A 22,325-nucleotide genomic window follows, 5' to 3' on the forward strand; every position below is an offset into this window, starting at 1 on the left:
TATCATTCCCAAAGGGGTAAGGTGTTGACTGCAACTGAAAGAGGTTCGCATGGCCAGCAAATATCTTCTCAACAGCTTGGGCGAGGCGCTTTATTATAGTGGCGATCCGACCCATTGGTATTCAGCAACGGGAAGTGGCCTGACGCTGAATGGATCAAGCGGCAACGATGCAATGTATGGGGATAGCTCGGTCAGTGTCACTATGAATGGTGGCACGGGTGACGATGTCTATTATCTCTATTCCAGTATTAATCGCGCCAGCGAATCAGGGGGCGCGGGTGTTGACACCGTCAATACCTGGATGAGTTACACGCTTGGCGATGGCATTGAAAACCTGGTCGTGACAGGCGATAACCGATATGCTTTCGGCAACAGCCTGAACAACATCATCACCGGCGGCACAGGTATCCAGACCATTGACGGCTATGGTGGCAACGATGTCCTGATCGGCGGCGGCGGCGCCGATACCTTTGTATTCAGCAGCGGCAATGGCAGCGACAGGATCACTGATTTCTCCAGCGATGATACCGTGCGCTTGCAGAATTATGATTTCTCGGACTTTACCGAAGTACAAAGTCATATGACCCAGACCGGAAGTGATGTTTCACTCGATCTCGGCAATGGCGAAAGCATCCTGTTCAGTGATACCGTAATTTCCGATTTTACCTCCGACCAGTTTCAGTTGACACTGGATCGTACCAATCTCACGCAAACATTTTCAGATGATTTCAACAGCTTGTCCCTGCATGACGGCACGAGCGGAACTTGGGATACGGGCTATAGCTGGTTTGCGTCCAATGGCGGCACTTTGGTCGATAACAGCGAGTTGCAATGGTATATCAATCCGTCCTATGAGGCGACGTCGTCGGTCAATCCTTTCTCCATCTCTGACGGTGTGTTGACCATCACCGCATCCGTTGCTTCGGAAGATATCCAGAGCCAGATCAATGGTTATGAGTATACCTCTGGCATGCTTAGCACCGAGTCCACGTTTAGCCAGACCTACGGTTATTTCGAAATCCGCGCCGATATGCCTGATGATCAGGGCGCATGGCCGGCATTCTGGCTACTGCCGGCTGACGGGAGTTGGCCACCGGAACTGGATGTGGTCGAAATGCGTGGCCAGAACCAAGGCGAAGTCATTGTGACCGCTCACAGCAATGAAACTGGCGAGCAGACATCCGATGCCACGACGGTTTACACCGATACCGAAGGCTATCATACCTACGGGGTGTTGTGGACGGAAACGACGTTGACCTGGTATATTGATGACGTTGCCGTGCATCAAACGGATACGCCGTCAGATATGCATGAGCCGATGTATATGGTGGTCAATCTGGCGGTTGGCGGGATGGCCGGGACGCCAAGCAGTTCTGATTTCAGCGATGGCTCAGAGTTGAAGGTCGATTATATCAAGGCCTATTCCCTTGAGGAGTATGCGGCTGCGACGACAACGACCAGCGATCATCTTCTTTAATTCTGCTTGATTGTCCAAAGGAAAGCCCCGGCTGAATATGCCGGGGCTTTGTTGTGTTTGGGGTCCGGGTTTATCAGGCGGCCGTTGGAACCGGTTTGGCAACGATATCGATTTCTTCCGGCAACTCACCCGCCATGGCAGCACGGAACTGCGTTTGATCGAGTTCATTTTCCCAGCGGGCGACGACGATAGTTGCCACGGCGTTGCCAATGAAATTGGTCAATGCCTTGCATTCGGACATGAACCGGTCAATGCCGAGGATTAGCGCCATGCCGGCGACTGGGACCGAAGGGACGACGGATAGCGTTGCAGCCAGGGTGATGAAGCCCGAGCCGGTAATGCCTGCGGCCCCCTTCGAGCTGAGCATAGCCACAAGCAGCAGCAGGATCTGGTCGCCAAATGAAAGCTGGATATCCGTCGCCTGGGCGATGAACAGCGCTGCCAGCGTCATGTAGATGTTGGTACCATCAAGGTTGAAGGAATAGCCGGTTGGGATAACTAAGCCGACAACCGAGCGCTTGCAACCTGCTTGCTCCATCTTGGCCATCAGGCCAGGAAGTGCGGATTCTGAAGACGAGGTCCCCAGCACCAGCAGCAGTTCTTCTTTAAGATAACGGATCAGCGCCAGGATGGAGAAGCCGTTATAGCGGGCAACGCCGCCAAGAATGACGAAAACGAATAGCAGTGACGTCAGGTAGAATGTCGCGATCAGGAACGCCAGGTTGGCGATCGAGCCAATGCCGTATTTGCCGATGGTGAAGGCCATTGCGCCGAAAGCACCAATTGGTGCGGCCTTCATGAGAAGGGTGACGAGCTTGAAGATCGGCGCCGTGAACGCTTGCAAGATGTTGGTGACTGGCTTTCCGAGGTCGCCGACCATGGCGAGAGCCAGGCCGAACAGCACCGAGAAGAACAGAACCTGGAGAATGTCGCCTTTTGCAAAAGCACCAACGATCGTGTCCGGTATGATGTTCATCAGGAAGCCGGTAATTGTCGTATCATGGGCCTGTTGGGCATAGTTGGCAACAGACTTGCCGTCGAGCGTCGCCGGATTGATATGCATGCCGGCACCGGGTTGCAGGATATTCGATACGACCATGCCGATGACGAGTGCGAGCGTGGAGAAGAACAGAAAATAGATCATCGCCTTGCCGGCAACACGACCGACCTTTTTCAGATCGGACATGCCGGCAATACCGGTGGTCACGGTCAGGAAGATAACCGGTGCTATGACCATTTTGACGAGCTTGATGAAAGCATCACCAAGTGGTTTGAGAGATTCGCCCGTTTGTGGATAAAAATGCCCTAGCAGGATGCCGCCGATAATCGCAACGATAACCTGGAAATACAGATGACGGTAAAATGGGAGCTTGCCGCCCTGTGGGGCGGTAGAGGTGGAAATATGCATCGGGTCCCTCCGGTAGGTGCTCCCAACCGATTCCATCGGCCTCCCGGGAGCTTATGTAACGTGCCAACATCGACATCGATGTTCGGTATTGCTCAAGCAATTGCCGTGCCAGAGAACAATCCCGGGGCAAGCCTTTGAAAAGCCGTGTTTCAGCCATGATCCACTGCGGATTTTCGCGCGAGTTTTCGCTCGGTGTCTTGTGTGTTGTGCGGAAAAATGCACAAAGTTGATCATGATTATCGTGCATGACAAGCCCAGATCCCTGCCTGCCTATGCGAGGCGCCCGCGAAAGCCCTGGCTTTTTCTGGCGTTCCTAGCCTGTGTCGTCACTCTCCTTGCGCTTTATTTGGCAGGCCGTTACGCCCGCACTGCGGCATTGGAGGATTTGTCCGAGCAGGCACGTACTAGCGCCAATCTCAAGGTTGCTTTCCTGCGGGCGGTTTTGGAGCGACCGCGGTCCTTGCCGTTACTCTTGTCGGAGGACCAGCAGGTTGTTGATGCCTTGAGCCTACACACAGTCGCTGCGACGGAACGATTGAGCGATAAACTTGAGCGGTTGGTGGCTGGTACAAGTGCTTCGGTTCTTTACGTCACGGACGCGACAGGGCATGGCATCGCCTCCAGCAATTGGCGCGAGCCAGTGAGCTTTGTTGGTGTCGATTATTCTTTTCGGGACTATTTTCGTAGATCCATGGCGATCGGTGCCGCCGAACATTTCGCGCTCGGTAACATTAGCAAGCGTCCAGGCCTCTATATTTCAAGGCGTGTCGGCCCGGTTAATGCCCCTTTGGGGGTTGTGGTCGTGAAGGCAGAGTTTGCGCAATTGGAAAGCGATTGGCGGGAAGAGGGTCGAGCGGCTTTTGTCACCGACGGGAATGGGGTGGTGCTGATTTCCAGTCTTCCATCCTGGCGCTTCATGACATTATCGACGTTGCAGCCAGAGGAATTGACCCAAATACGCAACAGTTTGCAGTTCGGCGATGCGCCTTTGCAGGCCTTGCCGATCAATCGCGCCCAGCAGGTGCCAGGCAGCGCTATACCGGATGAGCTTTTGGTGCGGACGATTTTTCCCGGCGCCATACCTGCTGACTACCTTGATCTATCGGTTGCCGTGCCGACCACCAACTGGCATCTCAATTATCTCGTCCCGACTGAACCGGCAATCGCAGCCTCGACGCGGGAATGGCGACTGTTGACCCTGGCCCTGCTGGCTCCATTTTTTCTGGTCGTCTCGCTGGTTCTTTGGCGGCGGCAAGCAACGGTTATTCGCCTCGCGCGGGTGGAGGCCGACCAGCTGGAGCTGGAGCGGCGGGTGGATGAACGAACCAGGGACCTTTCACAAGCCCGCGACAGGCTGGAATTGGAGATCGCCGGCCACAAGACCACAGAACAGCGCCTGCAAGGTGTGCAGCAGGAATTGGTCCAGGCCAACCGGTTGGCGATCCTGGGGCAGGTCGCGGCGGGGGTTGCCCATGAAATCAACCAGCCTGTCGCCACGATCCGGGCCTATGCCGAAAATGCCAGGGTGTTTCTGGAACGTGCCCAGCCAGAACAGGCAAACAGCAATCTTGGCGCCATTGCTTCGCTGACGGAGCGGATCGGCACGATCACCGAAGAATTGAAGGCTTTTGCCCGCAAGGGTCGAACCGCGCCGGAACCAGTGCCGCTTGGAGCGGCGATAGAGGGTGCGGTCATGCTGCTGCGCAGCCGTTTTGCGGGGCGGCTGGAGGCACTATCGCTTCCAGATGTTGCGCCGGATCTGACCGTCAAAGGCAACAGGGTTCGCCTGGAGCAGGTCTTAATCAATCTTCTGCAGAATGCGCTCGAAGCATTGGAGCAGCGCAGCGATGGCCGGGTCGACATTTCGGTTCAAGAGTCGGACCAACATGTCGTGGTGACCATTGAGGATAACGGTCCCGGCATTCCAGAGGACATCAAGCGTCTGCTTTTTACCCCCTTCACCACGTCAAAGGAAAAAGGCCTGGGTCTCGGCCTGGTAATTTCCCGTGACATCATCAGTGACTATGGCGGACGGATTAGCGTCGAGAGCACGCCATCCGGTACATGCTTTACCATCCATCTTTTGAAAGCGGATATATCATGACGTCATCGCAGGCGACGGCGACCAATAATGTCATCCTGATCGACAATGATCGGGATCTGCTGGCGGCAACAGGGCAGACCCTTGAACTGGCAGGATTTTCTGTTCAGGCATTTTCAGCGCCGCTGGAGGCACTTCGTCGGATTTCCAGTGATTTTCGCGGCGTCATCGTTTCCGATATTCGTATGCCTGATATCGATGGCCTGGAATTGTTCAGCAGGGTCAAGACATTGGATCCGGATCTGCCAGTCATTCTGGTAACGGGCCATGGCGATATTGCAATGGCGGTACAGGCGATCAAGGACGGGGCCTATGATTTCATCACCAAGCCGTTTGCTACCGACAGGCTCCAGCAGAGCGTCCATCGCGCCGTTGAAATGCGGCGGCTCGTATTGGAAAATCGCAAGCTGCGTCAGGTGGCCGATGCGGCCCAGGACGGCTTACCGCTGATTGGTCAGACACCGGCTATGGAGCGGCTGCGGCGCACTTTGCGCCAGATCGCCGATACCGACGTCGATGTGTTGGTGACGGGGGAAACTGGCAGTGGCAAGGAAGTGGTGGCGAGCCTGCTGCATAGCTGGAGCCGACGCGCGAAGGGCAATTTTGTCGCATTGAACTGCGGCACCCTGCCGGAAAGCATGATCGAAAGCGAGTTGTTTGGCCACGAGGCCGGTGCCTTTACCGGTGCGCAGAAAAAGCGGATCGGTCGTATCGAACATGCCAGCGGCGGCACATTGTTTCTCGATGAAATCGAGAGCATGCCTGCGGCGACCCAGGTGCAGATGCTGCGGGTGCTGGAAATGCGGGAAGTCTCGCCACTCGGCATTAACGAGGTGCGTCCGGTGGACCTGCGCGTAGTCGCCGCGGCCAAAGTCGATCTCAGTGATCCTGCCCAGCGCGGTGAATTCCGCGAGGACCTTTATTATCGCCTGAATGTGGTGACATTGACCATCCCACCCTTGCGCGAACGCCGTGATGACGTGCCGCTGTTGTTTGCCCATTTCATTGAGCGGGCCGCTAGCCGGTTCCGCCGCGAGCCACCGCCGGTGTCAGACGGTGTCGAGCGTTATTTGCGGGACCACGACTGGCCAGGCAATGTGCGAGAATTGACGCATTTTGCCGAACGCTTCGTTCTTGGGTTGGAAGATATGGATTCGGGCGGCGGGAGTGTGGTTGTCACCGATCTGCCTGGTTTATCCTTGCCGGAACGGCTTGATCGCTACGAGGCGGATATCATGCGTGAGACCCTGAGCCACTATGAGGGAGATGTGCGCAAAACCATCGAGGCCCTGAAAATTCCCCGCAAGACCTTTTATGACAAACTTCAGCGTCATGGCATTGTGCGCAAAGCATTTGCGGGTGGGGAGGAAGGCTGAGCAAACAAGCTCTATGCGGTGATCGCAAGTCAGGTTCCTGTCCTGGTTTCCGGCGCAAGGAAAGCCAGCGTGACCATCACAATATGTTCGCCCCAGGCGTCGATAGCAGACGGTTGCCAGACGTTCGGGTTAAGATTGAGCGCCAGTGTGTAGCGATTGTTGATGTAGAAGAAGCTTAGCCCGGCAATCGTCATATAGACCGTCACCGGATTGACATCGGCACGAAAGAGGCCCTGCTCGATCCCTCGCTGTAACAGCTTTTCGATTTCCGCAAGTAGGGGGGCATGGGTCGAGGGAATGGTCTTGGACCGGCTTGAATATTCAGCCTTCAGAATGTTTTCGGTGGCAAGCAGGCTGACGAATTCCGGGTGGGTCAGAAAATAGTTCCAGGTGTGCAAAGCCAGTTCACGTATGCCATCAAGCGGTTGACGGCGAGACAGGTGAAGGCTTTTTCCAGCAGCGGTGACATTGGAGAAAATCACCTCGAGAACTGCGACGTAAAGGCCCTCCTTGTCTCCAAAGAAATGGTAGAGCATTCGTTTGTTGGTTTTCGAACGCAACGCGATAGCATCCACCCGGGCGCCTGCGAAACCCTTGGCGGCAAACTCCTGAATGGCCGCATCCAGAATAATGGCTCGGGTTGCATCGGGATGGCGAATCATTCGCGCCTGACGGCATTGCAAGGGTTCTGGGCTTTCGGTGTCAGGTTCAGGCCCTTCCTCGAAAGTCTGTTCCAGCCGTTGGCCTGTCATGGGAATCTCACTTCATGGTATTTTGAAATAGAAAATTAGATTTACATGAAATACATTGCGTCGGTTAATTACGTGCATGCAAAGTCTGTAAATTGTGATTGGAGGCGGTGAATACGGAATGAGTGAGCGGCGGAGAGGCCGATGCTCGATCTGGACAGGATCTTTTAGGCTTTTCGATGTTTTGAAAACAAAATTTCTCTATTTGTGTGAATAGGTAGAATAGTAATTTTATAGACTATATTGACGAAAACGCACATCACTGTCACCATCGAGTGGCGTTGGAATGAAAATAAACGGGGCGAACGTCCTGCAATTTTCAAAGGGGTGACGATGCCGATAGCTGTAAATATGTTTTCTTACGACCTGTTTGGGTTGACTCGGGTTCCTTTCGATCTGGCCGAAGACAGCAAATCGCGTGTTGAGGGCGATACACATAAACCTGTTGTGACGATCCGGAGTGAGAAGAAAACCTCGGTGTTTTCTAGGTTTTGGAACGACAACCCAGGTAACGATCAGCCCGGCAAGGATCGATATGCCGAGCAGGAGCAAAAGCTTCGCGAAGAACGCAAGAATTGCCACGCAATTCTCCTCGGTGGTTTTTTCCTATTTTATAAATACACGTTTTGTGAAGGAGGCTGCGATGAGTATTGTTGAGCGTCTGATGCTTGATGCCGTCTCGCCTATATTGGCCAGTGCCGGAACGTCTCAATCTGCCATGCAGTCTGTCACCGGCCATTCGATTGGCATTCGTGAAAGGATTGCCGGGGCAGTTCCTTTTGTTGTTTGCGCCGCCGCCTTCCTGTTTGTCGCGGCTATGATTGTGGGCATTTGACAGGAAAAGGGTATTTGAAAGGAAAAGCGGCAATTGAAGGCAGGGTTTAATTTTGCCTTGCAAGCCCCAGCAAGGCGGCCCCGATCAGGCCCGGCTCCAGTCGGCATTGCGCTGGAACCACGATAGGATAGTTGAACCGTCGCAAGATCCTGGCCCTGACGGCTAAGTCGATGGCTTCAACCAATATGGTCGCATTGGACAGGCCGCCGCCGACTGGCAGTATGCTTGCTCCCGTTGTGTTGACCACAAGAGCAAGTGGACTGGAAAGCAGTTCGACAAATGCCGCAATGGTCTGGCTTGCCTTGGGCTCGCCGGTCTCCCAATCCTTGACGATGTCCTCACTGGTTCGGTTTTCGCCGCTCAGGTGTGTATGGAGCTTTTCCATGCCGCGCGCACTACAGATGGCGTCGATACAGCCTTTCTGACCGCAGCCGCATTGAAACCGAGGTATGGTGACGGGCGGTTCGCCGACCTCGGTCGCGGCAATTGGTCCATGGCCCCATTCTCCGGCAAAGCCTCCATCGCTATTGATCAGCCTGCCATCGACCACCAGGCCGCCGCCGACGCCTGTACCGAGAATAACGCCGAACACCACGCGGTGGCCGCGCCCCGCGCCCAATCCGGCTTCGGCGATTGCGAAACAATCGGCATCATTGGCAATCAGCACAGGCAGGCCCAGGGCCTCTTCCAGATCGTGTTGCAGCAGACGGCCATGGAGACAGGGTATATTGGCGACGACAGCGCGGCGGCTATCCACATCTATAATGCCACAGATGGAAATTGCCACGCAGCTTGGTGTCTCTCCCGCCTCGGCAATGATTGACCTGATGACGCCGACAAATGCATTGAAGTCCTGGCCCGGCGTCGGCTGACGCGGAAAGGGACGAATATCCTCAGGTGAATAGGCAATCGCGCCCTTGATGGCGGTTCCGCCAATGTCGAAACAAACGATCATGCGCGCCTGGCCTCGGAATGTGTTGCTGTGCTGTGAACGCATATGCCAGCGATCCAGGTGGAAACCAGGTCGAGTTGCGGGGTGAGCAACAGGAAGTCGGCATCCTTGCCAGGCGCAAGCTGACCTTTCGTCTCGCATCCAATCGCCTCAGCTGGATAAAGCGACGCCATGTTCAGCGCCTCCTCAAGCGTTAGCGCAAGCTTTTCATGGACAAACCGAATGCAGGACAGCATATCGATATCTGCACCAGCCAGGGTGCCATCGGCTAAAGTCAACCGTCCGCCCTGGCGGTAGACCGGGCGACCATTCAGCATGAATCCAGTTTCATCGGTGCCGATGCTCGACATGGCGTCGGTGACCAGGAAAATCCGGCCAGACCCGCGTTTGGCGCGAAGGGCAATGCCCATCGAGACCGGATCGACATGGAAACCGTCCGCGATAATCCCACAAGACAGCGTTTCTAAAGACAGCGCTGCTCCGACAAGGCCCGGTTCGCGATTGCCCATCTGGCTCATGGCGTTGAACAAATGGGTGACGAGCGTCGCGCCCGCCTCGACATAGGCGCCAATCTGCGCGCAACTTGCATCCGTATGGCCAAGGCTGATGTGATAACCCGCTGCTCGCAGGGCTTTCACCTGCTGCGGGGTAACGCTTTCCGGCGCAATGGTGATCAGTGCAGCGCCGAATGTGCCAGCGGCGGCAATAAGCTTTGCCAGATCATCATCATTCATGGGTCTGATCAGGGCGGGATCATGGGTACCCTTGCGCGCTAGTGAAAGGTGTGGACCTTCCAGGTGAAGTCCGAGATAGCCTGGGATCTGTTCGACCTGAGCTTGGTGGCCAAGGCTCAGAACCTGATCGCGCAGGGCAGGATGGTCGGTAATCAATGTCGGCAACAGCGCTGTGGTGCCGAACCTTGCATGGGCGGCGCAAATCGTCCGGATACCCTCCAGATCCGGCTGGTTGTTCAACAACACGCCGCCACCGCCATTGACTTGCAGATCGATAAAGCCTGGCACGACCAGAGCCGAGCCTGCATCAACCCTGGCAAGGGCAGCAGGTACGGTATTTTGGGAGATTATATCAGCGATCCGCCCCTGATCGACAATCAGGGCCTGATGGTCATGAAACCGTACGCCGTCGAAGATCCGGCCGCCTGTCACAGCGAAAGAGGAGGGAGCCGTAAGAGACGAATTCATCGGGTTTCCGTTACTTTCTTCAGGGCGGCGGGCTTGTCTGGATCAAGGCCCCGGGCGCGCGACAGTGATTCCACCATGCCATAATAGGGCACAATCAATGCCAACGCATCGGTCAGCGGGTGGCCGGTTTCGATGAAAGGCAGGCGGTTTGCCTCCTTTGCCAAGGCGGATGTCAGGAACACAGAGGCGTTCTTGGCGGCAAGTCCATTGGCCGTCGCGGCGATCGAGGCTTCCGCCTTGTCACGAGCGGCAAAGGCGATGATCGGGAAATTCGCAGACACCAGGGATACCGGACCATGCAACACTTCAGCCGAAGAATAGGCCTCCGCATGCAGTTCAGAGGTTTCCTTACATTTCAGTGCCGCTTCACAAGCAATGGCCAGCGTCGGGCCGCGCCCGAGCATGTAGAGCGAATCGGCGTCTTTCAATACCTCGACCAATCCACTCCAATCCAGGGCCAGCGCTTTTTCAAGATGCGTGGGCAGGGCTTCGACCGCGGCTGCTAGGCGGGCGTTGTCGCTCCAGGCGCTGATCAATGACAGGCCAGCGACGATGGAATTGACAAAGGATTTCGTCGCCGCAACGGCAATTTCCGGTCCGGCCTGAATGTCGATGGCGATATCAGAGGCTGTGGCCAGCGGTGAAGAAATGGTGTTGAGCAGTGAAATTGTCGTTGCCCCACCGGCTACGGCGGATTTGGCGAGCGCCACAAGGTCCGGGCTGGCCCCGGATTGCGAGATGGCAAGTGCCGCCGCCCGATCCAGTTTCAGCGGTGCCTGATAAATCGAGGCGAGGGACGGGCCGAGCGAGGCGACGACGATCCCGAGTTCCAGTTCGACGGCATATTTCAGGAAATGGGCAGCATGATCGGAAGAACCACGCGCAATGGTGACCAGCACCGCCGGATCGCGCTTGCGGAGTGCTGCGCCCGCTTGCTCCAAACTTGCACGGCTATCGTTCAGCAGCCTGCTGACCGCCTGTGGAATCTCGTTTATTTCCTGGCGCATGGTGGTCGTCATCGTATTTTCCTTATCCTGCGGCGTCCGATCAGGAGCCGATGGTCAATTCCGCAACCAGGTCATAGGCGTCGCTGCGGTATAGCGCCCGCGACACTTCCATTACCCGGCCTGTATCCAGATAGGCGATCCGTTGCACCGAAAGCGCGGCAGAGCCCGGCGGCATGCCAAGCAGTTTGGCATCATCATCCGTCAATATGACTGCCGAAATGCGCTGATTGGCGCGCACAGGTCTAATCTCGACACTGCCAAGTGCTGCATAGAGAGAGTTTTCGACGCGAGAAGGGTCCGGCAGCAGATCATCCGGCAGATTGGTGCGTTCCAGCGCAATCGGCATGTCGCTGGCGGTGCGCAGCCGCACCAGCCTTGCTACGCGAGCCGTTCCGGAAAGCCCAAGCGCCATGGTTTCCTCGGGCGTCGGCAAAAACAAGCCGCGCTCCAGCCAACGTGAACCGCTGACCATGCCGCGCCGGGCCATATCCTCGGTAAAGGATGTCAATCGTGTCAGCGGTTGCTGCATGCGCTTGACGGGCTTGACAACAAAGGTTCCAGCGCCTCTGCGGCGAACCAGGAGGCCTTCAGCAACGAGGTCGTCTATCGCCTTGCGCACCGTAACACGGCTGATACCTGCGGCTTCCGCGATGTCACGCTCCGCAGGCAGGGCGTCGCCATGCTTAAGCTTCCCAGCTTCAACGGCATCTTCGATCAGCGTCTTCAACTTGATATAAAGCGGGCCGCCCCGGCTGGATTGCAGGCTCGCAAAAGCAAGCACATCCGTCTGCATGTCACGTTCCCCGTATCCTAGCCAGAATGCCTATGGTTGTTTTTTGTTTACAGTACCAAGGCAATACCAATTTAGCAATAATGTTTCATTGGTCTTCTCAAAGATCAGAGCTGCAGGGTGGATTACGCTGAGAAAACAGATATTTCCCTCAAAAAATAGGGGTAACTATCATTCGGTCTGGACGATTGGCATTTTTTTGGTATTATTCATTAACAAGAATAAAGAAATGGAACAATCGTGCATAGCTCTTCGAACTCAGCATTCCCAGTGGTGCGCACGGAGACGATGATGAAGTTGTGAAGGGTTTAGGCGGTCATCGCTGAGTGTGAAAATAAATTTCACGACCTTGCGGAGAATTGCTTTTCCTATTGACGAAACTGCTGAAAATTCGCAGTCTCAAGAAAATAAATTACGTGAACGGGGAAAATTCCAGCATGAAAGTCGCCATTATCGGGCTTGGTTTCCGGCTTGGTTATCTCGGACGAGTGCTCAGTGAGATCGATCCGTCTTTCGAAATTGTCGGTTATGTCGATCCTGATCCAGCAGGTCTGCCTGGCTTGATTGAGGCTGGTGTATCGCCCGGCAAGACATATGAGACGCCGGAGCTGTTGATTGCGCAAGGCGGTTTTGATCTGCTGATGATCGGCTCTCCCAATCATCTGCATCTCCAGCATATACGGCTAGGGCTTCAGGCCGGTTTGACGGTGTTTACCGAAAAGCCGATCGTAATTTCCATCGAGGAAAGCCTCGAACTCGCCTCGCTTCTGCATACCTATGGTCATGACCGGTTGTTGGTCGGCCTCGTTCTTCGCTATTCGCCGCTCTACCGCGATTTGCGCCAGGCGCAGGCGGATGGCCTGCTTGGCAATGTCGTCTCCATCGAGGCGTCGGAGCATATCGAGCCCTATCATGGCGCCTTCTTCATGCGCGATTGGCGCCGCTACGGGCGCTATACCGGCGGTTTCATGCTGGAGAAATGCTGCCACGATCTTGATCTTTACAATGGTGTTGTTGGCGCTCGGCCACGGTTCGTCGCGAGCTTTGGTGGTCGCAAGAGCTTCATTCCGGAAAATGCGCCGGAGCAGGATGGCGTCAACGACATGGAAGTCTATCACCGCAAACCAAGCGGTTGGCTAGGATCTGATAAAGTTTTCGAAAGTGACGCCGACATTATCGATTATCAGACCGCGATCATCGAATATGAGAATGGCGTGGCGATGACATTTCACACCAATCTCAATGTGCCCGATCAGTTTCGCCGTTTCTGTGTGATCGGCTCGAAGGGCATGGCTGAGGGCGATTTCGTGCGCGGCTTCCTCGATGTCCACAATGCCCGTAACAACGACAAGGTCATTGCCAAGACCTATAGCGCACCCTCTGAGAAATCGCAGCATTACGGCGCCGACGAACAAATGGCAGCCGATGTGCTGGCCTTTATTGAAACCGGTGCGAAACAACCGGTTTCGGCTCTCGACGCTATCGAGGCGGGCATTCTGGCCCTGGCGCTAGATCAGGCCCGAGCCGAGCGCAAGGTGGTGGATCTCGCGCCTGTCTGGGCGCGTTACGACGCCTGCCTGCATGGCGAGGCGTCCGCCGCTCCTGCAAAGTCGGCATAGGGGATGGTCATGGAGGCGAAACGCAGAGCTGTTTTCTTCGCCTGGTGCCTGCTGTTGCCGGCAACCATCTATATCGCCATCATCGTTGCTTATCCGCTGGTCGATACTTTCATCCTGTCCTTCACCGATGCGTCGTTGAAGCGGGTGACGAACTGGGTTGGCTGGGATAATTACAACAAGATCTTCAACGCCACCTTTGCAGATGTCATTATCCGCACCTTCGTGTGGACGTTCTTCTCCGTGCTGTTCAAGATGATTATCGGCACGTTTGGCGCGACGCTTCTGAATACTGCTGTGCCGGGGCGAACCTTGTTTCGCATCCTGACCATGCCGCCCTGGATCGTGCCGATGGCGATTGGCATTTTCATGTGGGGCTGGATGTATAACGGCCAGTTCGGGATGATTTCCGGCATGTTGCAACGTGTTGGCCTGGTCGATGGCCCGGTTGCCTTCCTCGCCTATGGATCGACGGCGTTCTGGGCGACAATTTTCACCGATGTGTGGATCGGCGTGCCGATGGTGACGCTTTATCTGTTGGCGGCGATGCAGGCGATCCCCCAGGATCTGCATGAGGCGGCCTGGACGGATGGTGCGGGGCGGTTCTACCGGTTCCGTAGGATTACCCTGCCGCTACTGATGCCAGCAATGATTACCATGTCGATGATTTCGCTGATCTCGACCTTCAATTCCTTCGATATCATCTGGATATTGACGCGCGGTGGCCCAAGCGGCGGCACGACGACGATGATCATCGATACCTACAAGACGGCGATTGGGTCTTACAAATACGGTGAAGGGGCGGCGCGCGCCGTGTTGATCTGCATCTTCCTGTCGATCTTCAGCTACTTCTACTTCCGCGTCACCAGCCGCCTTTCGCAGGAGCACTCCCGATGAGCATCAACAAGCAGGCGATGATCAATCGCTACAAATGGTATGAAATCATCGGCATCTATTGCGGTATTGCGGTGTTTCTGACCTTCGTGCTGGCGCCTTTCGTGGAAGGGTTCCTGGTGTCGTTGAAGCCGCTCAGTCAGTTGTTTTCGTCGCCTTATCGATTCTGGCCGGAAAATGGCTCATTCGAAGCCTACCGAACCATGTGGGACCATGTTCCGGGCTTTGGCCGCTATATCTTCAACTCCTTTTTCATCTCGATCACCGCAACGGTGGTGGTTCTGCTGCTCGTCGTGCCAGCGGCCTACGCCTTTGCCCGTTTCGAGTTCCGGGGCAGGGGCGTGTTGCTGGGAACCTTTCTTGCCGTCAACATGTTTTCCGGCGCGGTCCTGCTCATTCCGATATTTCGGCTGATGCGGATTTCGGGAATGCTGAACACCTATTTCGCGCTGATCGTGCCGCTGATCGCCTTCCTGATCCCGACGGCCATCTGGTTGCTGAGAACCTATATGATGCGGATTCCACGCGAGCTTGAGGAAGCAGCTTATGTGGATGGGGCCAGCTATTTCTATACGTTCCGGCGCGTGGTTCTGCCGCTTGCCATGCCTGGGATTGCCGTTGTCGGCATCACCACCTTCATTACGGCCTATGCCCAGCATTTCATCTTCGCGCTGACCTTCAACTCGAAGACGGAATATATGCCGTTGCCGATTGGCCTGTTTGCCTATTTCGGCCGTCAGGAAGTGATCTGGAACGAGCTGATGGCCGCAAGCTTCGTCGGTATTGCGCCGGCGATGATCATGATCTTCTTCCTGCAACGCTATCTGGTCAGTGGCCTGACGGCGGGTGCAGTCAAGTAGGCAGCCGGTTTCAAGACTACCAAGAAACGTTTAACGTCAACAAAGGGGAACCATCGATGAAAAACACTTTGACCATCATGGCGGGCGCGCTGGCGCTGCTGGCAAGCTCGGCGCTGTCGAGTTTTGCAGCGGATAAGGAAATCAGCTGGATCTATTGCGGCGACAAGATCGATCCGGTGCATGAGAAATATATCAAGGTCTGGGAAGGCAAAAACCCCGGCTGGAAAATTGCGCCCGAAGTGGTCGGCTGGGAACAGTGCCAGGATAAGGCAACCACATTGGCTGCCGCCGGAACGCCGGTTGCCATGGCCTATGTCGGTTCGCGCACATTGAAGGAGTTCGCCGAGAACGACCTGATCGTCAAGGTGCCGATGACGGATGCCGAAAAGAAGAGCTATTATCCGAATATCGTCGATACCGTGACCTTCGACGATACCCAGTGGGGTGTGCCGATTGCCTTCTCCACCAAGGCGCTGTTCTGGAACAAGGACCTGTTCAAGAAAGCCGGTCTTGACCCGGAAACCCCGCCGAAGACCTGGGCCGAAGAAATTGCCTTTGCCAAGCAGATCAAGGAAAAGACCGGTATTGCCGGTTACGGCATGCCAGCCAAGACCTTCGACAACACCATGCACCAGTTCATGCATTGGGTTTATACCAATAACGGTCAGGTGATGGACAAGGACGGCAAGATCGTCATGGACAGCCCGGAAGTGCTGGCAGCGCTTCAGGCTTACAAGGACATCGCTCCCTATTCGGTTGAAGGGGCAACTGCCTACGAGCAAAACGAAATCCGCGCCATCTTCCTCGACGGCAAGGCCGGGATGATCCAGAACAGCACCGGTGCGGCCTATCGTCTGCTGAAGACCGACATCCATTGGGGTGTGACGACTTTGCCGCTCGGTCCCTCGGCCAAGGGTCCCGGCACGCTGCTGATTACCGATAGCCTGGCGATCTTCAAAGGCTCCGGTGTCGAGGACAAGGCAACCGAATTTGCCAAATACATCACCTCGCCGGAACCACAGGAAGAATACGAGCTGACGACCGATTCCGGTCTGACGCCGCTTCGTCCTTCCGCAAAGGTCGAACAACTGATCAAGGATAAGCCCTATTGGAAGCCATTCATCGATGGTATCGCCTTCGGTGGTCCTGAGCCTTTGTTTAAGGATTACAAGGGCTTCCAGAATGTGATGATCGAAATGGTTCAGTCTGTCGTCACTGGCAAGGCTGAGCCTGCGGACGCCTTGAAAAAGGCCTCGGCTGCTATCGACCAGTACAAATAATCATCGGGGTTCCGGCTGCGGATCATATGGGTTCGCAGCCGGTTTTTGTTTGGAATTTCGCCGGTCGCCGTTTGGCCACCGGTTGGTATGGAGACGCAGCGCGGTGGGCCAGCTTTATCTCAACAAAGTCGTCAAATCCTTTGGCCATTTCGATGTCATCAAGGGCGTCTCGCTCGACATCAAGGACGGCGAATTCATGGTCTTCGTCGGACCCTCCGGCTGCGGCAAGTCCACGCTGCTTCGGATGATCGCCGGACTGGACGATACCACCAGCGGCGATATCGTCATTGATGGGGCCAGGGTCAATGCGCTGCCGCCGGTTGAGCGCGGCATTGCCATGGTGTTCCAGTCCTATGCGCTTTATCCGCATATGACGGTGTTTGAAAATATCGCCTTTCCGCTGCGGGTCGAGAAAATGCCGGAGGCGCAGATCCATGAAAAGATCGACGCAGTGGCCAAGGTTTTGCAGCTCGATCAGCGCTTGCAGCAGAAGCCGGGCCAGCTTTCCGGTGGTCAGCGCCAGCGTGTGGCCATTGGCCGGGCGATTGTCCGCGAGCCGAAGATTTTCCTGTTCGATGAGCCGCTTTCCAACCTGGATGCTGCCTTGCGTGCTGACATGCGCATCGAGCTGACGCGGCTGCACCGGCAGCTGAAAGCAACGATGATCTACGTCACCCACGACCAGATCGAAGCGATGACCATGGCTGACCGGATCGTCGTGCTGCATGGTGGTCATATTGCCCAGGTCGGCGCGCCACTGGAGCTTTACCACAAGCCGCAAAATCTGTTCGTTGCCGGTTTTATCGGCAATCCAAAAATGAATTTCGTGCCGGTTTCCTGCAAGGGGGTTGGACCCAATGGTGTTACCGTCGCCTATGAAGGCCGGATGGTGACCATTCCCGTGACCGGGCGTCCCGATATGCTGGGGCAGGATCTGACCCTTGGCATCCGTCCAGAGCATTTGGCGCTCGGCAAAGGGGAGTTTTCCATCACTGTAACGCCGAGCGTTGTCGAGCGGCTCGGTGCCAGCACAATCGCCTACGCGTCACTGGCGAATGGTGAACCTTATTGCGCGGTCTTCCCCGGCTCTGCGCCTGTTCAGCCAGACCAGCCCATGACAACGACGATCAAGGCCAGCGATTGCCATCTGTTCGATGCCGATGGCGAGGCGCTCGAACGCCATATCAATTGGCAGGCGGAAACGCTTCCGGATGCGCTGAAGGCGGTTCAGGAATAAGGGCAGGCGAATAGGCGGAAGCGCGGCTACCAGACCAAGCCGCGTGCCGCCACATCTTCCACCCGCGTCACCACACCATTTCGGTGAAATGTCATGGTGTCGAACAGGTTTGACACGACGCAGGTGTGGTTGGGAATAATACGCACTTTTTCGCCGATCTCGGGCCGCTTACCGGTAATCCTCGACAGATCCACGGTACCGTGTTCTTCGGAGAGACCGGTAATAACCGCATCCGGATAGTCAACAATCAAGCCATAGTCGTTAAAGCCGAGCAGGTCGGATGTCAGCGCTTTGGAGCCGGCATCCAGAATGGCGCGGTCGGGCGTCGGGCGTGACACGACGGTGGCTAGGATATGCATGGCGCAATCGTCGAGCGTGCCGTGTCCGGCCTTCGCCATGCTCCGGTCGCTATAGATATAGGTACCGGCCCGATATTCGGTTGCCGATGGCACGAGATTGGCGGAAAACAGGCTTGGCGTTCCGCCGTTCGAGACAATCGGACAGGCAATGCCGAGAGTGGTAAGGCTGGCAAGGATTTGCGCAAAAAAGCTTTCGACTGCTAGCTCGGTGTGCGCCTTGGGATATGTCATCACCCCACCGAACCGAAGGGTTTTGCTGGCGAAAATCGCCTGTGCGAGGGCCACGGCATCGGCGGGTGTCTGCACACCGCAACGTCCGGCACCGGTGTCGCATTCCACCAACACGGTCAAAGGTTTGCGATCCTGAAAATAGCTTGAAAGGCCTTCAATGGTCACGATGCTGTCGGCCACCACCTTCAGGCCGGAAATCCGCTCATTCAGGGCAGCAAGCCTCACGAGCTTTTCGGGCCCAAGAATATTGAAGGTAATCAATATGTCCTCGAACCCGGCATCGGCAAACACCTCCGCCTCGGTAATTTTCTGGCAATTGATGCCGGTAGCGCCTGCCTCTTGCTGCTGGCGGGCCAAGGCTGGAATCTTGTGGGTCTTGATATGCGGGCGAAAGGCAAGGCCGTGGGCGTCCATATAGGACTGAACCCGGGCGATATTGGCGGCAAGCCTATCCTCGTCAATCAGCGGCAGCGGGGTCGACAGCGAGAGAACCGTATCGCCGGGTCTTGGACCTGGTCTGTCAATTGGGCGGTTCATTTCAGGCAGTCTCCGTGTCCTGGGCGAGGTTAAATGGATTGGCACAGATCGGCCAGATATCACGCCGAACGCGCCGATAAGGGTTGGTGGCCGGATTATTGGGATAAGGTGATCCCGCTGAACAGTAAAGGATGTCAGAGGCGATCTTCGAAAAAGCCGCATAGAAATGATTGGTGGATTTGATCGCAAGGATATGTTTGGAGGTTGGATCGATACTGAGTGCTGTAAACAGCGAAGGGTCGTAGCTTTGCACCCGAACGGAACTCAGCACGATGTCGATACCGTCTAGGTGGATATGAGCGGCGTCGCCAAACGGTGCGACACTTTCGCCAAACCGCATTTCTGCGTTAGCTACGAGTTTTACCACCTTCACCAACCCATCGATCGGGTTGCCGGTGCCCGGCGCGGATTTCGCGCCAAAGCGCAGCGGGATTTCGGCCCCTTCGCCAGCCGCCATGCAGATCTGCACGGCAATCGGGTCCCAGATCATTCCGACCGCTGTATTGGTTGCACTCCGCGCGAGAAGTTCCTCAAGCAGGACAGTCGCATCGCCAGCCGTACCGCCGCCGGGATTGTCCCACATGTCGGCAATCACGACAGGCCCGGCCGGATTTGCGAGCGCCTCGGCCACGGCCTGTTTTTCATCAATCTGCGGCATCATGAACGTGCCGCGTTTTTCAAACAGTTCAAGACCAAGGCTGCGGGCCAGCATCTGGCCTTTTTCGGCCTTTCCATTGGTGATGGCGATGGTTTTCGTCCCCATTTCCGGTACGTCGCCAGCCATGAAGCCGTGAATGACCGAGAGTGACAGGACATCGGGATCGTCCTGTTCGATCTGCATCGTTTTGTCCACAAAACCGCGCATCGGCTGGCGCGAGGTGGGAAAGACATCGATCATCCGGCAATCGAAGACCGACATGATGGGGGTGATGCGGCCTTCCAACGTATCGACGACGATCCGCCAGAGATCACGTGCGCGGTCAACAAAATCGGTATGGGGAAACTCCTTGAAGACAACGAACACATCCGCCGCCTCAACCCGCTTGGCTGTCAGATGGCTATGCGGGTCCAGTTCTGCGGCAAGCAGCACATCCGGCCCGATAATGGTGCGGATGCGGCTCAGGAAATCGCCTTCCGGGTCGAGATAGCCATCCGCCACCATGGCACCATGCAGGCCGAGTACGACGGCATTGACGGGAAGCGCTGCCGTCAATTGGTCGAGAATTTCGTCGCGCAGGCTCTCATAGGTCTGTCGATTGACGAGCCCGGCTGGATCGGCCCAGGTCGCGGTGCCTTCAATCAGCACCCAGTCTTTTTCGCCGCACACCTCACGGCCAACGGTGATTGGCGCGGTGCAGAGCGTGGGGGTTGCCGGGTGCTGCCCAGGCGGGGCGTAAAGGGAAGCCTCGAAAGCACGCCGGTCAATGCAGATCGGCGAGAACGTGTTGGTTTCCGTTGCAAGGGCGGCTGTGAAAATGCGCACGGAGTGGCCTCCAATCACGGTTGATGGTCAGATGGTTGGCGATCAGGCGATGTTAATGGGGGTTGAGCCCATCGGGTTGGGCAAATAGCCAGTAAAGCCTGAAATTTTCCAGCGGCCTTGATGCAGGCGGCAATAGTAGAGCGTTTGCCACTGCATGGTGTCGAAACCGCCATCGGTTTTTTTGATGCCGCCATCGAATTTTTTGCGCACCAAAGCCGTCTCGCCTTCTATTTCGATCTCTTCCAGCGTGGTGGTAAAGAAAATCGCCGTGCGCGGGTCTTCACCATGGCTCTGTCCGCCAAAATCCTGGGCCTGGCGCAGCCATTCGTCACGATAGGCCGCGAGATTGGGGAAGGTCAGACGCCAATGGTCCGGATTGGGATCGCGATTGCCGTTGATGCCGATGAAGCCGTCCTCAACGAAATCGCCTTCCACCATCGACCAGTCCGCGGCCAGAAAAGCATCTATATCGCGCGGCACCAGCATCTCCCAGATTGCATGGCGCGCAGCATCCGTTGCCGGGAAGGGGTTTTTGAAGGGATCGCGCATCTCAGCCACCTTTGTCTAAATTATTTTCATGTTCTATGAAAATCCCTAGTCAAATTCGGTTTTCTATGGTGAATTGTCAATTGATCACGAAAATAATTTGCATGAGGTCGAGATGACGATCAAGCGGTATGGTGCGGAAAAAGCTGGTGCCGGTGGGCAGAAACTGCCGTTTGCCAGAGCGGTTGAAGCCGACGGCTGGCTGCATGTTTCCGGCCAGGTAGCGATGGAAGACGGCGAGATCATCCAGGGTGGGATTGTCGAGCAGAGCCATAAGGCGATCGGCAACCTGATCGCCATTTTGCATGAGGCTGGATACGGCGTGGAGCATGTCGTGCGTTGCGGCGTCTGGATTGATGATCCCCGTGATTTCTGGAGCTTCAACAAGATCTATCAGGGCTATTTCGGCGAACATCCGCCAGCCCGCGCCTGTGTGCAGGCCTCGATGATGGTTGATTGCAAGGTCGAGATCGACTGCATAGCCTATAAGGCGACCAAATAGGGTTGGTTTGCGAGGGCTTATGGATATCTTTGCCACCATACAGGAAGATCGCACGCAATTTTCGCCTTCCGAACAGCGGATTGCCGACATCCTCCTGAGCGAGCTGGATTTTGCCGTCGGCGCATCGATCATTGAGCTGGCGGAGCGGGCGCAAGTGTCGCCGCCGACCGTGACCCGTTTTTGCCGCAGGCTTGGATGCCAAAGCTTTTCGGATTTCAAGGTCAATCTGGCCAAGACCGCCTATGTCGGCGTGCGTTACCTGAACCCGGAAGCGAAAAGCACCGAGCCGCAGGATGTTGCTGAGGACGTCATCACCAAGGCGCAGAACGCTCTGTTTATGATGCATCGCTCGCTGGATGCCGCCATGATCGAAAAGGTCGCGGACCGGATTTCCCGGGCCGAAATGATCTATGCATTCGGGTCGGGCGGCAATTCCTCGATGATTGCTTCGGAATTGCAGAACCGGCTTTTTCGGCTGGGGTCACGGGTTACGGCTTGCAATGACCACCATATGCAATTGATGCTGACAGCTGCGGCGCGCAGCAATGATATCATTGTCGGCTCCTCCTTCTCTGGCCGCAATCTGGAGCTGGCGCGCTGTTTCGAACTGGCGCGTGACAATGGCATTACCACGATCGCGCTTACCCAGAGTGACAGCGTCGTCGCCAAGGCTGCCGAATTGGTTGTGGGTATCGATCTGCCGGAGGGCGATAATATCTTTCGTCCGACTTCGACCCGGTTTGCCTATCTGGCCATGGTCGATGTCATCGCCAGTCTGGTTGCCTATCGCAATCGCAAGCTTTCCATGGTGACGCTGCGCCATATCAAACAACAATTGGTCGAACATCGCGATGGCGACGACCGTCAGATTCTCGGAGACTAG

At 55.9% G+C, this 22,325-nt stretch carries 21 protein-coding genes; 12 read left to right on the forward strand and 9 right to left on the reverse strand.

The window, feature by feature from the left end; translation table 11 throughout:
* Nucleotides 1-49: 49 nt before the first annotated feature.
* A complete protein-coding gene (eglC, locus tag G6L01_RS22640) occupies nt 50-1,477 on the forward strand; it encodes an endo-1,3-1,4-beta-glycanase EglC (protein WP_070163316.1) in 1,428 nt (475 codons plus the stop codon).
* A gap of 73 nt (nt 1,478-1,550) precedes the next feature.
* Here the strand turns inward: eglC and G6L01_RS22645 are convergent, their stop codons facing one another.
* Complete coding sequence (locus G6L01_RS22645; protein WP_070163317.1) at nt 1,551-2,885, reverse strand: dicarboxylate/amino acid:cation symporter; 1,335 nt, start codon at nt 2,883-2,885, stop codon at nt 1,551-1,553.
* A 232-nt stretch (nt 2,886-3,117) separates the two neighbouring features.
* Between G6L01_RS22645 and G6L01_RS22650 the strand changes: the two genes are divergently transcribed.
* Both G6L01_RS22650 and G6L01_RS22655 read left to right on the forward strand, forming a co-directional pair.
* The gene (locus G6L01_RS22650) at nt 3,118-4,989 is read left to right on the forward strand and encodes a sensor histidine kinase (protein WP_070163318.1); all 1,872 of its coding nucleotides are present in this window, start codon (nt 3,118-3,120) and stop codon (nt 4,987-4,989) included.
* Nucleotides 4,986-6,362, forward strand: a complete 1,377-nt coding sequence (locus G6L01_RS22655; RefSeq protein ID WP_070163319.1) for a sigma-54-dependent transcriptional regulator — start codon at nt 4,986-4,988, stop codon at nt 6,360-6,362. Before G6L01_RS22650 ends, G6L01_RS22655 begins: the two co-directional genes overlap by 4 nt.
* 29 nt (nt 6,363-6,391) lie before the next feature.
* Here G6L01_RS22655 and G6L01_RS22660 read toward each other — a convergent pair whose 3' ends face one another.
* Complete coding sequence (locus G6L01_RS22660; protein WP_070163320.1) at nt 6,392-7,114, reverse strand: TetR/AcrR family transcriptional regulator; 723 nt, start codon at nt 7,112-7,114, stop codon at nt 6,392-6,394.
* 240 nt (nt 7,115-7,354) lie between these two features.
* Here G6L01_RS22660 and G6L01_RS22665 point away from each other — a divergent pair, with 240 nt between their 5' ends.
* A complete protein-coding gene (locus tag G6L01_RS22665; RefSeq protein ID WP_139190062.1) occupies nt 7,355-7,768 on the forward strand; it encodes a hypothetical protein in 414 nt (137 codons plus the stop codon).
* Nucleotides 7,755-7,946: a hypothetical protein gene (locus tag G6L01_RS22670; protein ID WP_071205597.1), complete on the forward strand. Its 192-nt coding sequence runs from the start codon at nt 7,755-7,757 to the stop codon at nt 7,944-7,946. The genes G6L01_RS22665 and G6L01_RS22670 overlap by 14 nt, the downstream gene beginning before the upstream one ends.
* A gap of 46 nt (nt 7,947-7,992) precedes the next feature.
* Here G6L01_RS22670 and G6L01_RS22675 read toward each other — a convergent pair whose 3' ends face one another.
* From G6L01_RS22675 to G6L01_RS22690, 4 genes are read right to left on the reverse strand one after another with little or no spacing between them, the layout of a single operon-like run.
* Nucleotides 7,993-8,901 carry an ROK family protein gene (locus G6L01_RS22675; RefSeq protein ID WP_070163322.1) on the reverse strand — a complete coding sequence of 303 codons (909 nt, stop codon included), beginning with the start codon at nt 8,899-8,901 and terminating at the stop codon, nt 7,993-7,995.
* Nucleotides 8,898-10,100: an N-acetylglucosamine-6-phosphate deacetylase gene (gene nagA, locus G6L01_RS22680; RefSeq protein ID WP_070163323.1), complete on the reverse strand. Its 1,203-nt coding sequence runs from the start codon at nt 10,098-10,100 to the stop codon at nt 8,898-8,900. The genes G6L01_RS22675 and nagA overlap by 4 nt, the downstream gene beginning before the upstream one ends.
* Nucleotides 10,097-11,119: an SIS domain-containing protein gene (locus tag G6L01_RS22685; RefSeq protein ID WP_070163324.1), complete on the reverse strand. Its 1,023-nt coding sequence runs from the start codon at nt 11,117-11,119 to the stop codon at nt 10,097-10,099. Before G6L01_RS22685 ends, nagA begins: the two co-directional genes overlap by 4 nt.
* Before the next feature lie 28 nt (nt 11,120-11,147).
* Entirely contained in the window at nt 11,148-11,900 is a 753-nt protein-coding gene (locus G6L01_RS22690) for a GntR family transcriptional regulator (RefSeq protein ID WP_174376625.1), read from the reverse strand.
* A 434-nt stretch (nt 11,901-12,334) separates the two neighbouring features.
* Between G6L01_RS22690 and G6L01_RS22695 the strand changes: the two genes are divergently transcribed.
* From G6L01_RS22695 to G6L01_RS22715, 5 genes are all read left to right on the forward strand, one after another.
* Nucleotides 12,335-13,516 (forward strand): Gfo/Idh/MocA family protein, encoded by a 1,182-nt coding sequence (locus tag G6L01_RS22695; protein WP_070163499.1) that lies wholly within the window; start codon nt 12,335-12,337, stop codon nt 13,514-13,516.
* Nucleotides 13,517-13,525: 9 nt separating this feature from the next.
* Nucleotides 13,526-14,410, forward strand: coding sequence for a carbohydrate ABC transporter permease (locus G6L01_RS22700; RefSeq protein WP_012654454.1), 885 nt, complete (start codon nt 13,526-13,528; stop codon nt 14,408-14,410).
* 2 nt (nt 14,411-14,412) lie between these two features.
* Entirely contained in the window at nt 14,413-15,267 is an 855-nt protein-coding gene (locus G6L01_RS22705; protein WP_070163500.1) for a carbohydrate ABC transporter permease, read from the forward strand.
* Between the two features lie 77 nt (nt 15,268-15,344).
* A complete protein-coding gene (locus tag G6L01_RS22710; protein ID WP_409050079.1) occupies nt 15,345-16,547 on the forward strand; it encodes an ABC transporter substrate-binding protein in 1,203 nt (400 codons plus the stop codon).
* Nucleotides 16,548-16,650: 103 nt separating this feature from the next.
* Nucleotides 16,651-17,784: an ABC transporter ATP-binding protein gene (locus tag G6L01_RS22715; protein ID WP_070163327.1), complete on the forward strand. Its 1,134-nt coding sequence runs from the start codon at nt 16,651-16,653 to the stop codon at nt 17,782-17,784.
* Between the two features lie 26 nt (nt 17,785-17,810).
* On the opposite strand, the gene G6L01_RS22720 is transcribed toward G6L01_RS22715, so the two are convergent.
* From G6L01_RS22720 to G6L01_RS22730, 3 genes are read right to left on the reverse strand one after another with little or no spacing between them, the layout of a single operon-like run.
* On the reverse strand, nt 17,811-18,911 hold the full coding sequence (locus G6L01_RS22720) for a D-TA family PLP-dependent enzyme (RefSeq protein ID WP_070163328.1): 1,101 nt from the start codon (nt 18,909-18,911) through the stop codon (nt 17,811-17,813).
* Nucleotide 18,912: 1 nt separating this feature from the next.
* Nucleotides 18,913-20,394, reverse strand: a complete 1,482-nt coding sequence (locus G6L01_RS22725) for a M81 family metallopeptidase (RefSeq protein WP_070163329.1) — start codon at nt 20,392-20,394, stop codon at nt 18,913-18,915.
* Between the two features lie 42 nt (nt 20,395-20,436).
* Nucleotides 20,437-20,943 (reverse strand): hypothetical protein, encoded by a 507-nt coding sequence (locus G6L01_RS22730; RefSeq protein WP_070163330.1) that lies wholly within the window; start codon nt 20,941-20,943, stop codon nt 20,437-20,439.
* Between the two features lie 112 nt (nt 20,944-21,055).
* Between G6L01_RS22730 and G6L01_RS22735 the strand changes: the two genes are divergently transcribed.
* Entirely contained in the window at nt 21,056-21,442 is a 387-nt protein-coding gene (locus G6L01_RS22735) for a RidA family protein (RefSeq protein ID WP_012654461.1), read from the forward strand.
* Nucleotides 21,443-21,461: 19 nt separating this feature from the next.
* Nucleotides 21,462-22,325: a MurR/RpiR family transcriptional regulator gene (locus tag G6L01_RS22740; RefSeq protein ID WP_070163331.1), complete on the forward strand. Its 864-nt coding sequence runs from the start codon at nt 21,462-21,464 to the stop codon at nt 22,323-22,325.

Source organism: Agrobacterium vitis (genome assembly GCF_013337045.2).
Classification (GTDB): Bacteria; Pseudomonadota; Alphaproteobacteria; order Rhizobiales; family Rhizobiaceae; genus Allorhizobium; species Allorhizobium vitis_B.

Excerpts from the sequence above, each read along its gene's own strand:
- eglC (WP_070163316.1), top strand. The coding sequence starts at position 50 with ATGGCCAGCAAATATCTTCTCAACAGCTTGGGCGAGGCGCTTTATTAT.
- G6L01_RS22730 (WP_070163330.1), bottom strand. The coding sequence starts at position 20,943 with ATGCGCGATCCCTTCAAAAACCCCTTCCCGGCAACGGATGCTGCGCGC.
- G6L01_RS22670 (WP_071205597.1), top strand. The coding sequence starts at position 7,755 with ATGAGTATTGTTGAGCGTCTGATGCTTGATGCCGTCTCGCCTATATTG.
- G6L01_RS22710 (WP_409050079.1), top strand. The coding sequence starts at position 15,345 with ATGGCGGGCGCGCTGGCGCTGCTGGCAAGCTCGGCGCTGTCGAGTTTT.
- G6L01_RS22700 (WP_012654454.1), top strand. The coding sequence starts at position 13,526 with ATGGAGGCGAAACGCAGAGCTGTTTTCTTCGCCTGGTGCCTGCTGTTG.
- G6L01_RS22690 (WP_174376625.1), bottom strand. The coding sequence starts at position 11,900 with ATGCAGACGGATGTGCTTGCTTTTGCGAGCCTGCAATCCAGCCGGGGC.
- G6L01_RS22655 (WP_070163319.1), top strand. The coding sequence starts at position 4,986 with ATGACGTCATCGCAGGCGACGGCGACCAATAATGTCATCCTGATCGAC.
- G6L01_RS22645 (WP_070163317.1), bottom strand. The coding sequence starts at position 2,885 with ATGCATATTTCCACCTCTACCGCCCCACAGGGCGGCAAGCTCCCATTT.
- G6L01_RS22720 (WP_070163328.1), bottom strand. The coding sequence starts at position 18,911 with ATGAACCGCCCAATTGACAGACCAGGTCCAAGACCCGGCGATACGGTT.
- G6L01_RS22735 (WP_012654461.1), top strand. The coding sequence starts at position 21,056 with ATGACGATCAAGCGGTATGGTGCGGAAAAAGCTGGTGCCGGTGGGCAG.
- G6L01_RS22740 (WP_070163331.1), top strand. The coding sequence starts at position 21,462 with ATGGATATCTTTGCCACCATACAGGAAGATCGCACGCAATTTTCGCCT.
- G6L01_RS22675 (WP_070163322.1), bottom strand. The coding sequence starts at position 8,901 with ATGATCGTTTGTTTCGACATTGGCGGAACCGCCATCAAGGGCGCGATT.
- nagA (WP_070163323.1), bottom strand. The coding sequence starts at position 10,100 with ATGAATTCGTCTCTTACGGCTCCCTCCTCTTTCGCTGTGACAGGCGGC.
- G6L01_RS22685 (WP_070163324.1), bottom strand. The coding sequence starts at position 11,119 with ATGACGACCACCATGCGCCAGGAAATAAACGAGATTCCACAGGCGGTC.
- G6L01_RS22660 (WP_070163320.1), bottom strand. The coding sequence starts at position 7,114 with ATGACAGGCCAACGGCTGGAACAGACTTTCGAGGAAGGGCCTGAACCT.
- G6L01_RS22650 (WP_070163318.1), top strand. The coding sequence starts at position 3,118 with ATGATTATCGTGCATGACAAGCCCAGATCCCTGCCTGCCTATGCGAGG.
- G6L01_RS22695 (WP_070163499.1), top strand. The coding sequence starts at position 12,335 with ATGAAAGTCGCCATTATCGGGCTTGGTTTCCGGCTTGGTTATCTCGGA.